The following is a 12,683-nucleotide window of genomic DNA, read 5'->3' as shown; positions in this document are numbered from 1 at the left end:
ACCATGGAATTTCTGATCAACCCGCCCAAGTTTCTGTTTTTTACCGGCAAGGGCGGTGTTGGCAAGACCTCGATCGCCTGTGCCACGGTCATGCAACTGGCCAGTGGCGGCCGGCAAGTATTGTTGGTCAGCACCGATCCGGCTTCCAACGTGGGCCAGGTATTCGGCATAAACATCGGCAATCGGATTACCGCCATTCCGGCCGTGCCGGGCCTGGCGGCGCTGGAAATCGATCCGCAAGCGGCGGCGCAAGCCTACCGCGACCGCATCGTCGGCCCGGTGCGCGGCCTGCTGCCGGAAACGGTGGTAAAAGGCATAGAAGAACAATTGTCCGGCGCCTGCACCACCGAGATTGCCGCGTTTGACGAATTCACCGCACTGTTGACCGATAGCGGGCTGACCGCGGCTTACGATCACATCGTGTTCGACACCGCGCCGACCGGCCACACCATAAGACTGTTGCAACTGCCCGGCGCCTGGAGCGGCTTTCTGGAACAAGGTAAAGGCGACGCCTCCTGCCTGGGGCCGCTGGCCGGCCTGGAAAAACAGCGCGAACAATACAAATCGGCGGTCGACGCGCTGGCCGACCAAACCCGCACGCGGTTGATCCTGGTGGCGCGCGCCCAGCAAGCCACCTTGCGCGAAGTCGCCCGCACTCATCAAGAACTGGCCGGGCTTGGACTGAGGAAGCAGCACCTGGTCATCAACGGTATTTTGCCTCATGGCGAAACCGGCAACGATCCCTTGGCCGCCGCCATTTATCAACGCGAACAAAACGCGTTGCAAACCATCCCGGAAGTGTTGCAAGGCCTGCCTCGCGATCAAGTCATGCTGAAACCGTTCAATTTGGTGGGGCTGGACGCGCTACGCCAGCTATTTCTGGAATCACCCGCGCAAGAGCAAACCCGTGTCGATTCGCCTATAGAACTGGAACAACCCAATCTCGCCCAATTGGTCGATCAGATTGCCCAAGACGGTCATGGCCTGCTGATGCTGATGGGCAAGGGCGGCGTCGGCAAAACCACGTTGGCCGCCGCGATTGCCGTTGACTTGGCGCGGCGTGGCCTGCCGGTGCATCTATCCACCTCCGATCCCGCCGCGCATTTGAGCGAAACATTGGATGGCGCGCTGGAAAACCTGAGCGTCAGCCGGATCGATCCACGGGTCGAAACCGAGAACTATCGCCGGCATGTGCTGGAAACCAGGGGCGCAAAGCTCGACGATCAAGGCCGGGCCTTGCTGGAAGAAGATTTGCGTTCGCCCTGCACCGAGGAAATCGCCGTGTTCCAGGCCTTTTCACGCATCATCCGCGAGGCCGGCAGCAAGTTCGTGGTGATGGACACGGCACCGACCGGACATACCTTGCTACTGCTGGATGCCACCGGCGCCTATCACCGCGAAGTGTCGCGACAAATGGCCAGTGGCGCTGATTACCTGACGCCGATGATGCAATTGCAAGACCCCAAGCAAACCAAGGTCTTGATTGCGACGTTGGCGGAAACAACCCCGGTGCTGGAGGCCGCCAATCTGCAAGCCGACTTGCTCCGGGCCGGCATCGAACCCTGGGCCTGGATTATCAACCACAGCATTGCCGCCACGACCGTGCATTCGCCCTTGCTGCGACAACGCGCCGCCAATGAGCTACGCGAAATCGAAGCGGTCGCCAACCAACACGCCCAGCGTTATGCCGTGGTGCCATTGATGCATGAAGAACCGGTGGGAGTCGAGCGTTTATCAAAACTGGCCGGCAAGCCGTGACCCACCCCGATGCAGCATGACTGAAAAAACCTACATCGTGTTATTTGTCTGTAGCGGCAACTCGGCGCGCAGCATCATGGCCGAAGCCATACTGAATCAGATCGGCGGCGGCCGATTTCGGGCCCTTAGCGCCGGCAGCCAACCCATCGGCCAAGTACATCCACTCGCCATCCGTTTGCTGAAAAGCTTCCATCACGACACCAGCGAATTGCGCAGCAAACATTGGCACGAATTCGCAACCGAGGCCGCGCCGCGCTTTGACTTTGTGTTTACCGTGTGCGACAAAGCCGCCGGCGAAGCCTGCCCAATCTGGCCAGGCCAACCGGTGCGGGCGCATTGGGACATAGCAGACCCGGCCATGCTGTATGCCAGCGAAGAGCGTATGCAAAAACTGTTTTTCGACACCTATTGTTTGTTGAAACGGCGCATCGAACTATTTTGCAGCTTATCGCTAGCCAAACTGGATGCCGCCACCCTGAACTACCGGCTCGACGACATCGCGCGGGCTCAACAAACCGAGACTACATCGTTCACCCTAGCCCAACCGGAGCCATCGCCATGAAACGCCTACACATCCACATCGCCGTCGATGACCTTGAGAAAAACATTCATTTTTACAGTGCCCTGCTTCAGAGCACGCCCACGGTTCTCGAAGCCGATTACGCCAAATGGCTGCTGGACGATCCGCGGGTCAACTTTGCCATCTCTAGTCGCGGCCGCCAGCCGGGACTGGATCATCTTGGTATTCAGGTCGAATCGAGCGATGAACTGGAGGCCGTACAGCACGGTCTTGCCGCAGCCGCCTTGCCGGTTACCGAACAAAAACAAGCCGCCTGTTGCTACGTGCAATCGGATAAATACTGGAGCGTCGATCCGCAAGGCATTCCCTGGGAGGCTTTCCATTCCTTGAGTTCGATTCCTATGTTCGGCGAAGACCAAGTCATAAAACTGGAGCAAGCTTCGGCTTGCTGCAAACCCTCTGCGCCCGAACAGGTAAGTTAACCATCAGGAGACTTTAATGAGTACGCCCAACTGCCCCAATGCCCGCTTATCCTTTCTCGATCGATTCCTGACGTTATGGATTTTCATCGCCATGGCGATCGGCGTCGGCATCGGTTTTGCATTTCCAACCGAAGTCACCGACTTCAACCGCGCGGTATCGGTCGGCACTACCAACATCCCGATCGCCATCGGCCTGATCCTGATGATGTACCCACCGCTGGCCAAGGTGCATTACGAAGAACTGGGCGATGTATTCCGTAATTGGCGGGTGCTGGGTATTTCGCTGCTGCAAAACTGGATAATCGGCCCAGTGTTGATGTTCGTGCTGGCCATCGTTTTTTTGCGCGATTATCCTGAATACATGACGGGCCTGATCCTGATCGGCCTGGCCCGCTGCATCGCCATGGTGATCGTCTGGAACGAACTGGCGCGCGGCGACAACGAATACTGCGCCGCATTGGTGGCCTTCAACAGTGTGTTCCAGGTGCTGTTTTTCAGTGTCTACGCCTGGCTGTTCATCACCGTGCTGCCGCCATTATTCGGGCTGCAAGGCAGCCTGGTGGCCATCACCATAGGCGAAATCGCCAAAACCGTGTTCATCTATCTGGGTATTCCGTTCATCGCCGGATTCACGACCCGCTTGCTGTTGGTCAAAGCCAAGGGCAAGGACTGGTATCAGCAAAAATTTGTACCCAGAATCAGCCCGCTGACGCTGATCGCCCTGCTGTTCACCATCGTGGTGATGTTTTCCTTGAAAGGCGATCTGATCGTGCAATTGCCGATGGACGTGGTGCGCATCGCGATACCGCTGTTGATTTACTTTGTGGTGATGTTTCTGGTCAGTTTCTTGATGGGCAAGGCCATCGGCGCCGATTACGGCAAGACCACGACACTGGCATTCACTGCCGCCAGCAACAATTTTGAGCTGGCGATTGCGGTGGCCGTTGCGGTTTTCGGCATCAACAGCGGCGCGGCGTTTGCGGCAGTGATCGGGCCGTTGATCGAGGTGCCGGTGATGATTGCACTGGTGAACGCGGCGTTTTTCTTCAGGAAACGCATTTACGCCGTGGGGTAATCCAATGAGCCTACATCAGCAAGCCAATGCCAAAGCCGCGATGGCCTACAACGCCGCCGCCGACCACTTCGACCATCCGGTCAGCTCGTTCTGGCATCGCTTTGGCCGGCGAACTATCGAACGACTCGAACTGAAAAGCGGCGAACGGGTGCTGGATGTTTGTTCCGGCAGCGGCGGTTCGGCACTACCGGCGGCGGATAGGGTTGGCGCGGAAGGCTACGTGGTGGCCGCCGATCTCGCCGAACGTCTGATAGCTCTGGCCAGAGCCAAGGCCGAAGCCCAGCGAATGACCAACATCGAATTCCGGGTCGACGACATGCTGGCCTTGGGCTATCCCGATCACAGCTTCGACGCGGTGGTTTGCGTGTTCGGCATATTTTTCGTGCCGGACATGAACGCGGCGGTCAGGGAATTATGGCGCATGGTGAAACCCGGCGGCCGGCTGGCCATCACCACCTGGGGACCGAATCTGTTCGAGCCGGCCAACGGCGCCTTCTGGGAAGCCATCCATCTTGAACGCCCGGATTTACACCGAGCCTTCAATCCATGGGAGCGCATCTCGGAACCGGACGGTCTCAGGCAGATGCTGGCGGAAGCCGGTGTGCAAATTGTCGATATCCTGGCCGAATCTGGCACACATCCTTTGAACGAGCCGGAAGATTGGTGGAAGATCGCGATGGGCAGCGGCTATCGAGGCACGCTTGAGCAACTGGCCCCGGATACTTTCAAGCGTGTGCGCCAAGGCAACTTGTCCCGTCTTTTTGAAGAGCGAGTGACAGCGATTGAGACCAACGTCATTTACGCAATCGCCACGAAGGAATGAGCCCGTGAATCCGCAAACACTTGAGCAGTATCTACATGACCATATCCCGCTGTCAAAAGCCATGCAGGTCAGCGTATTCGAAGCAAACCAAGAAAGGGTTATTCTGAGCGCACCGTTGGCGCCCAACATCAATCACACCGAATCCGTGTTCGGTGGCAGCGCCTCGGCAGTAGCAACCCTGGCGGCATGGTCACTGGTGCATGTTCGCCTGAAAAGCGCAGGTATCACCAGTGGCATCGTGATTCAAAACAATACCATGAGCTATGAACGGCCGATTCATGGCACATTTACGGCGCGTTCGTTCATCAAGCAGCCGGAAGCGTGGGATGTTTTCATGCGCACGCTCTCCCGTAGAGGCCGCGCCCGAATTGCGATTTCAGCTATCCTTGACTACGAGGGGCAGCCGGCGGGCAATTTTGAAGGAAACTTCGTGGCCATCGCCAAAGCGCCAGGCATCCGATAAGTTGCAACGACACTCGAGAGTGCATTAAAACGCGACCACCCGACAGAATGTTTTTTACCAACCACAGGAAATATGCCATGACCGACACAGTGAAAATCGAGATTCTTGGAATGGGTTGCAAGAAATGCCAGCAGATGGAAGCCAACGCACGGGAAGCGGTTGCCTCGCGAAATCTCACCGCTGAAGTAGTACATATCACCGACATGATGCAAATCGTCGAGCGGGGAGTAATGGCAACTCCGGCCTTGGTCGTCAACGATGAGGTGGTCAGCCAGGGCAAGATTTTAACGCCCGATGAAATCGCCGCCCATTTGGGTTGAGCGGATGGAACAAGGGAAAGCCAACTTGCAACCAATCGGAGCCTCTGACATTTCACGTTCGTCTCTCCCGCTAAATCGGAAGCCCAATATCGTCAGTTGCGAACTGCTGCTTCCGCAAAACAGCAGACAATCATTCAGATAAATAGAAACCTTGTCCGATTACAGGTAATGTGCGGAACTTATGATGCTGATGCATTTTTTCGTGTTTTGATCTGCGTTTTACGGCATAAGCCGCCATCGGCAGTTTTTTAAAAAATATAAAACGAGGGAGTATTATGAATATCCAATTCATCACTGGTTTTAAAGTCATTTTAGCCACCGCTCTTATGAGTTCGCCCTGTCTTGCCGATCCTCCCAATAAGGATGACTGGGAGGCCAGAAAAGACTTCCAGGAGCATCAACGTGAAGCGCAAAAAAAGTATCAAGAAATGCAGCGCGAGGAACAAAAACATCAGGAAGAGATCGATCGCGAAGAACGCAAACACTGGGAGGAAATGGAGCGGGAAACTCGCAAGCATCAAGAAGAAATGCAGCGCGAGGAGCGAAAAGATCATAAGGAAATGCAAAAGGAATATAAAAAAGAACATCCTGGTGATTACGACCGAGGCACTCGGTCTAACAATCGCTATTGGGGAGGATACGATACTCGTTACAGCTCCCGTTACGGTGCCGACACCTATGGCATTGGCCAGGGACGCTGTAATCGCCCACAGTCGGCTTATAACAGCGGACCTAATATGGGAAACGCGATAGGTAGCGCCATAGGCACTATGGTAGGAGGCGGTAATTCCATGATGGGAGCCATTGCCGGTGCGATGGTTAATCAAATGCTGGGCAATCAAATCGGGCAAAGCATGGATGACGGGGATCGTTTTTGTTTTAGCCAATCGCTGGAGTACGGATATGATCAACGGCCAATCGACTGGAACAACGGCACGAACCAATACCGTATCGTCCCGTTACGTAGTTTCCAGAATCCCGACGGCAACTGGTGCCGCGAATTTAGTTACCAGTTGACTCAAAGCGGTCGTTTACTCGATGGCTCGACAAGAACCGCCTGCCGGATATCTGACGGTAGTTGGCAATAACCGTTCGACTAGCCTCTGCGGAGCCAAAGCAATCCTGATCGTTTAAAACCGGAGATCGTAGGGCGTTTTCGCGATAGCAAAACGCCAACGCTCTTCAAAGCTATGGCGGATTGCCAATCGGCGAATCCGCCTTACGAGTCTTGTAGGGTACGCACCGCGTACCTTTTTAACGCCTAGGTATTTGGAACGCCCAACAAGGTACGCAATGCGTACCCTACATCTACATCCTGAGTGGCATTGGTAACCCATTCAATTACAAAAATTGCCAAGCGCTTTTCCGGCTCGAGCAAAAACCCAGAGGAAAACGACCATGAACAACACTTCATTTTGGCGTGACGAATGGAAGGCGCTATTACTGATCGTCGCCGGCTTCCTGGTGTGTTTTTACCTGCCGGTGGAAGCCCTGCAAAGCTGGGAACGCTTGCACAATGCCTTCTGGGAAGCCTTGTATCTGGTGCGCTGGTATGCCGAAGAGCACGTATTGCTGTGTTTGATTCCGGCTTTCTTCATCGCCGGAGCCATCGCTGTCTTCGTCAGCCAGGGCGCGGTGATGAAGTACCTGGGGGCCACGGCACCCAAGGGCGTGGCCTATGCGGTGGCGTCGGTGTCCGGCACCATCCTTGCGGTTTGTTCCTGCACCGTGTTGCCGTTGTTCGCCGGCATTTACCGGATGGGCGCGGGGCTGGGGCCGGCGATAGCCTTTTTGTATTCCGGGCCGGCCATCAACGTGTTGGCGATCATTTTGACGGCGCGGATTCTAGGCATGGAATTGGGCATCGCCCGCGCGTTGGGCGCGGTGTTATTCAGCGTGGTGATTGGCCTGATCATGGCTTATCTGTTTCGCAAGGAAGAACTGGAAAAGATCAAAAAGCAAGTCGCGCTGCCGGAAGAAGAACCCAGCCGCCCGCTCTGGCAAAACAGCCTGTTTTTGGCCACGCTGGTGTTGATTCTGGTGTTTGCCAACTGGGCCAAATCGGATAACACAGAAGGCTTGTGGCATGCGATTTATGCGGCCAAATGGTGGCTGACCGGTTTGTTCGGCGTCACCTTGGCGATCATCTTGAGCCGCTGGTTTCAATTGCCGAGCGGCCGCCTGACCTTGGTGGCCGTGGTGACTGCCGCGGCGGCGCTGCTGTTCGGCAGCCAACCCTTGCTGCCTTTTGCTGCGGCCGTCATCGGCCTATCCTGGATCACCAGCACCGATCAGGATCAAGGCGGCGCTTGGTTTGGCGCCGCCTGGGATTACGCCAAGCAGATCTTGCCGTTGCTGTTGATCGGCGTATTGATCGCCGGTGCCTTACTCGGCCGCCCCGGCCACGAGGGTCTGATTCCATCCGAATGGGTGTCGGTGGCGGTGGGCGGAAATTCCATCGGCGCCAACTTCTTTGCCGCTTTCGCCGGCGCCTTCATGTATTTCGCCACGCTGACCGAAGTCCCTATCGTACAAGGCCTGGTCGGCAGCGGCATGGGCGAAGGCCCGGCGCTGGCCTTGTTGCTGGCCGGACCGGCTTTGTCGCTGCCCAACATGCTGGTGATCCGCAGCATACTGGGCACCACCAAGACGGTTGCCTTTGTATCACTGGTGATTGTGATGGCGACCGGCTGCGGCTTGTTATACGGATTGGTGATGCATCTGTCCGAATAAGCGATTTCGAGGTAGCAAAAACCTCGTCTTTGCTCCCTAGGGATACTCGGTTTTGCCCGCAATTGTTGGCGAAGCGGAATAATACCGAAGTAATACTGTTATCCCCCCTATACCGCCCCGAACAGCGCAGTGTTTGGCAAGAAGCACGGGAAACTGGCGGTGTCGGGTCGGCCTTTTCTTGGGTTTCTTTTTTGGGGCCGCGCAAAAGCAACAAACACGGCTGTCGGTCCGAGAACCGATATTAAATTAACTTCGCGTAACGTTTCAATCATATACACGTCGGCTTGAACCGCGACCACGAAACCCAGCGGGATTGAAGCCTCTTACTATCGCTCGACCTGGGATACGTCTCTCACGGCGCCTTTCGCGGCCGAAGTGGTCATGGCGGCATAAGCCCTGAGCGCGGCCGATACCGTTCTTTCACGGTTGACCGGTTTCCAGGCCCGAGGCCCCTTGGCAAGCATCGCGGCCCGGCGGCGTTCGAGTTCTTCCACCGACACCGCCAGATGAATGCGGCGATTGGGAATGTCGATTTCTATCGTATCGCCCTCTTCCACCAGGCCGATGGCTCCACCCTCGGCGGCCTCGGGCGAGGCGTGGCCGATACTGAGGCCGGAGGTGCCGCCGGAGAAACGCCCGTCGGTGAGCAATGCGCAGGCCTTGCCCAGCCCCTTGGACTTCAGATAGCTGGTCGGGTACAGCATTTCCTGCATGCCGGGGCCGCCCTTGGGGCCTTCGTAACGAATCACGACCACGTCGCCCGGCTGTATCTTATCGTTCAGAATACCGGCGACTGCGTCATCCTGGCTCTCGAATATGCGCGCGCGGCCGGTGAACTTGAGGATGCTGTCGTCCACCCCGGCAGTCTTGACGATGCAACCATCCAAGGCGATGTTGCCATGCAGCACCGCCAAACCACCGTCCTGAGAATAGGCATTGGCTTTGTCGCGGATACAGCCTTCGGCGCGGTTGTCGTCCAGCGTCGGATAGCGCACCGATTGCGAGAAAGCGATGGTAGTTGGGATACCGCCGGGCGCGGCACGATAGAACTCCTTGACGCTTTCGTCTTGGGTACGTTGGATGTCCCATTGATCGAGCGCGGCCGCCATGGTCGGCGCATGCACCGTCGGCACATCGCGATTGATGATCCCGGCGCGATCCAATTCGCCCAAAATGCCGATCACGCCGCCGGCGCGATGCACGTCTTCCATGTGATATTTTTGAGTGGCCGGCGCGACTTTGGACAAACAGGGCACCCGGCGCGAAATCGCATCTATATCCGACATGGTAAAGTCGACGCCGGCCTCGTGCGCCGCCGCCAGCAGGTGCAGCACGGTGTTGGTGGAGCCGCCCATGGCAACATCCAGACTCATGGCGTTTTGGAAAGCTTCGAATGTAGCGATGGAGCGCGGCAGAACCGAAGCGTCGTCTTGTTCGTAATAACGTTTGGCCAATTCGACGATAGTGCGGCCGGCGCGCAGAAACAATTGCTCACGATCGGCGTGTGTGGCGACAAGCGAACCGTTGCCGGGCAGACTAAGCCCCAAGGCCTCGGTCAGGCAGTTCATCGAGTTGGCCGTGAACATGCCGGAGCAGGAACCGCAGGTCGGACAAGCGGAACGTTCCACGGCGGCGACTTGTTCGTCGCTGATTCTGTCATCGGCGGCTTCCACCATGGCGTCGACCAAATCCAGTGCGCGGGTTTGGCCGTTCCAGTTCACTTTACCGGCTTCCATCGGGCCACCGGAGACGAAGATCACCGGTATGTTCAGGCGCAGAGAGGCCATTAGCATGCCGGGGGTAATCTTGTCGCAGTTGGAGATGCACACCAGCGCATCGGCACAGTGGGCATTGACCATGTATTCCACGCTGTCGGCGATCAGATCGCGGCTGGGCAGTGAATACAGCATGCCGGAATGGCCCATGGCGATACCGTCATCCACGGCGATGGTGTTGAATTCCTTGGCCACGCCTCCGGCCTTTTCGATCTCGCGCGCTACCAGTTGGCCCATATCCTTGAGATGTACATGGCCGGGCACGAATTGGGTAAACGAATTGGCAACGGCAATGATGGGCTTGGTGAAATCTTCCTCTTTCATGCCCGTGGCGCGCCACAGTGATCTTGCGCCGGCCATGTTGCGGCCGTGGGTGGTTGTGCGGGAACGGTACTGGGGCATGGTGAACCTCGGAGGAAGCTGTAAGTTAATTGAAGGTAAATGAGCGAGATTTTACTCGAATCGCTAAAGGATTTCCGCTTTCTATCCTTATAGACCAGGGCAATCGCGCTATGTAGCACTTGCCCGATCCTATCGTTTAGTATAGTGATTTGCCCCAAAACGCAGATGTTACCTGATCCAATGCCCTATTTGGCTAATCTTGAAGACCCGCGGCGCGAAACCAAAAACAAGCTGCACAACCTCGGCGATATTGTCATGATTGTATTGTGCGCGGTGTTGAGTGGCATTGAAGACTGGGTAGGCATGGAAGAGTTTGCCGAAGAAAAAGAAGATTGGCTTAGGACATTTCTGGCACTACCGAACGGCATTCCCTCGCACGATACCTTGAGCGATGTATTTGGGCGATTGAATCCCAAAGCCTTTGCGGATGCCTTTCAGTGTTGGGTGCGGGCGGCCTTGCCCAGCCTTTCGGGTCAGCAAGTTTGTTTGGATGGTAAAACCCTGCGCGGCAGTCGTGAAGGAGATAAAGCCGTGCATTTGATGAGTGCTTTTGCCGCTGAAGCGCGCTGGGTATTAGCGCAGCAAGCGGTCGGCGAAAAAACTAACGAAATCACGGCCATTCCGGATTTGTTGTCGATGTTGGATATTCAAGGCGCCTTGATCTCGATTGATGCCATGGGCTGCCAAAAAGCCATTGCCCAAACCATCGTCGCGGCGCAAGCCGATTATGTGTTGGCTCTCAAGGATAATCACGCCTTGCTTTGCGAAGACGTTCGACTCTGGCTGGATACGGAAAATGCCCAAAGTCGATTACCCATCCATGAAACGATCGACAAAAGTCACGGGCGCATCGAAATACGCCGCTATAGCTTGAGTACCCAGATTGATTGGTTGACGCAAAAGCCAGACTGGGCCGGACTACAAGCCGTTGGAAGGGTTGAATCAACGCGCATCATCGGCGATAAAACCTCGGTCGAGCATCGTTACTATTTGTGCTCATTTACCGATTTGTCGCGCTTTGCCAAAGGTGTCCGACAACATTGGGCGATTGAAAACTCACAGCACTGGGTGTTGGATGTGCAATTTGGCGAAGACGCCAATCGAGCCAGAACTGATCATTCCGCCGAAAATCTGGCATTGATGCGACGGATGGCCTTGAATCTGCTCAGGAACAACGGTCCAACTAAAGATAGCTTGAAGCGCCGTAAACTGCGGGCCTGTCTAAACGACAACTATCGCTTCAAGTTACTTTTTGGGACAGAAGCTACATAGCGCGATTGCCCTGCCTTATAGACGGGACTACCGCCATGTCGGGCCGTTTTCAGCCCGGCAAGTGCTTAAAGACTTCTAATATGGCTAGCCGCCGACCAACTCACGACATGAGATAGCCCCATGTGGTTTTGTAGGTGGTCGATCACCTTCTCGACCCTTTCGGGCAGGTCGTAAAATTCGATGATCAGCGGCAAATCCAAACTCAAGTCTACTAAGTGGCTGGTACGAATTTCGCCATCGGGACCAAAACCCATCACGCCGCGTAAAACCGTAACGCCGGAAACTTTCTCCTCGTCGTGCAAGAACTGGATGACCTTAGCCAGAAGATGCTCGCCTTCCCGAAGATAAATGCGAGCTACCGTAATAGATTGAGTTGCCATAACCAATTTCCAAATAATGTACCTAACCACATCACCAACATACCCAATAGATTGGTGGTGATAAAAATACCTAAGATTTCATGCAATTCCAGCTGAAAATGAAACAGCTTGAACGCCAGCCAGAGCGTCAATGAAACGGTCAATACTCCCAGCAACAGAATCAACGTAATCAAGCGCCACTCGGCCGTCATACTTAAGCGCTGGAACATGAATTGCGCCAAGGCGGCCAATAAGAACGCCATCCCTATGCCCAACATCATCCGGGCATAGGGCAAATCATCCAGCCAAGGATAGGCGCCGTCGCCGAGGATTGTTCGCCCCAATAGCATGCCGAACCAGACAGCCACCAGACACAGCACGACACTCAAGAATATATTCAATGCGGCTTTTCGTAGATCGCCTTCCTCGAACAAATAAAACGATTCCAGCGCGAAGGTCGAAAACGTGGTGTAAGCGCCGAGAAAACCAACCAAAATGGCGGCGCGATATTCCACGGCCACCGTGAAACGCTGCATCAGCAATACCGTCAAAAAACCCATCAAGAACGAGCCGGACACATTGATGAACAAGGTGCCGAACGGAAAACTACGCCCCAGCCAGGCATAAATACCATTGGCCACCAGAAAACGGGCCACGGCACCGGCCGAACCACCCAAAGCGATAGCGATCAACTGATTCAT

At 55.6% G+C, this 12,683-nt stretch carries 13 protein-coding genes; 10 read left to right on the top strand and 3 right to left on the bottom strand.

Annotated features, from left to right (window positions below; all coding sequences use genetic code 11):
- The first annotated feature begins 3 nt into the window (after window positions 1-3).
- The 9 genes from arsA (at window position 4) to IVG45_RS20850 (ending at window position 8,174) form a co-directional block, all read left to right on the top strand.
- Complete coding sequence (gene arsA, locus IVG45_RS20890) at window positions 4-1,758, top strand: arsenical pump-driving ATPase (RefSeq protein ID WP_196435676.1); 1,755 nt, start codon at window positions 4-6, stop codon at window positions 1,756-1,758.
- 16 nt (window positions 1,759-1,774) lie between these two features.
- On the top strand, window positions 1,775-2,320 hold the full coding sequence (locus IVG45_RS20885) for an arsenate reductase ArsC (protein ID WP_196435675.1): 546 nt from the start codon (window positions 1,775-1,777) through the stop codon (window positions 2,318-2,320).
- Window positions 2,317-2,760, top strand: a complete 444-nt coding sequence (locus tag IVG45_RS20880) for an ArsI/CadI family heavy metal resistance metalloenzyme (protein WP_196435674.1) — start codon at window positions 2,317-2,319, stop codon at window positions 2,758-2,760. Before IVG45_RS20885 ends, IVG45_RS20880 begins: the two co-directional genes overlap by 4 nt.
- Window positions 2,761-2,776: 16 nt before the next feature.
- Window positions 2,777-3,835, top strand: coding sequence for an ACR3 family arsenite efflux transporter (gene arsB, locus IVG45_RS20875; RefSeq protein ID WP_196435673.1), 1,059 nt, complete (start codon window positions 2,777-2,779; stop codon window positions 3,833-3,835).
- Window positions 3,836-3,839: 4 nt separating this feature from the next.
- On the top strand, window positions 3,840-4,658 hold the full coding sequence (locus IVG45_RS20870) for a class I SAM-dependent methyltransferase (protein WP_196435672.1): 819 nt from the start codon (window positions 3,840-3,842) through the stop codon (window positions 4,656-4,658).
- A 4-nt stretch (window positions 4,659-4,662) separates the two neighbouring features.
- A complete protein-coding gene (locus tag IVG45_RS20865) occupies window positions 4,663-5,121 on the top strand; it encodes a thioesterase domain-containing protein (RefSeq protein WP_230874676.1) in 459 nt (152 codons plus the stop codon).
- Window positions 5,122-5,198: 77 nt separating this feature from the next.
- Window positions 5,199-5,441, top strand: coding sequence for a thioredoxin family protein (locus IVG45_RS20860; protein WP_196435670.1), 243 nt, complete (start codon window positions 5,199-5,201; stop codon window positions 5,439-5,441).
- A gap of 275 nt (window positions 5,442-5,716) precedes the next feature.
- A complete protein-coding gene (locus IVG45_RS20855) occupies window positions 5,717-6,529 on the top strand; it encodes a hypothetical protein (RefSeq protein ID WP_196435669.1) in 813 nt (270 codons plus the stop codon).
- A gap of 310 nt (window positions 6,530-6,839) precedes the next feature.
- Window positions 6,840-8,174: a permease gene (locus tag IVG45_RS20850; RefSeq protein WP_196435668.1), complete on the top strand. Its 1,335-nt coding sequence runs from the start codon at window positions 6,840-6,842 to the stop codon at window positions 8,172-8,174.
- A gap of 326 nt (window positions 8,175-8,500) precedes the next feature.
- Here IVG45_RS20850 and ilvD read toward each other — a convergent pair whose 3' ends face one another.
- Window positions 8,501-10,351, bottom strand: coding sequence for a dihydroxy-acid dehydratase (ilvD, locus tag IVG45_RS20845; RefSeq protein ID WP_196435667.1), 1,851 nt, complete (start codon window positions 10,349-10,351; stop codon window positions 8,501-8,503).
- Window positions 10,352-10,516: 165 nt separating this feature from the next.
- Here ilvD and IVG45_RS20840 point away from each other — a divergent pair, with 165 nt between their 5' ends.
- The gene (locus IVG45_RS20840; RefSeq protein WP_196435104.1) at window positions 10,517-11,623 is read left to right on the top strand and encodes an ISAs1 family transposase; all 1,107 of its coding nucleotides are present in this window, start codon (window positions 10,517-10,519) and stop codon (window positions 11,621-11,623) included.
- A 65-nt stretch (window positions 11,624-11,688) separates the two neighbouring features.
- Here the strand turns inward: IVG45_RS20840 and IVG45_RS20835 are convergent, their stop codons facing one another.
- The gene (locus IVG45_RS20835) at window positions 11,689-12,003 is read right to left on the bottom strand and encodes a DUF190 domain-containing protein (protein ID WP_196435666.1); all 315 of its coding nucleotides are present in this window, start codon (window positions 12,001-12,003) and stop codon (window positions 11,689-11,691) included.
- A complete protein-coding gene (gene crcB / locus IVG45_RS22910) occupies window positions 11,979-12,683 on the bottom strand; it encodes a fluoride efflux transporter CrcB (RefSeq protein ID WP_196435665.1) in 705 nt (234 codons plus the stop codon). The genes IVG45_RS20835 and crcB overlap by 25 nt, the downstream gene beginning before the upstream one ends.

The organism is Methylomonas sp. LL1 (assembly GCF_015711015.1).
Taxonomy (GTDB): domain Bacteria; phylum Pseudomonadota; class Gammaproteobacteria; order Methylococcales; family Methylomonadaceae; genus Methylomonas.
The sequence above is the reverse complement of the archived record's forward strand: the minus strand, read 5'-3'. Positions and strand labels throughout refer to the sequence as shown.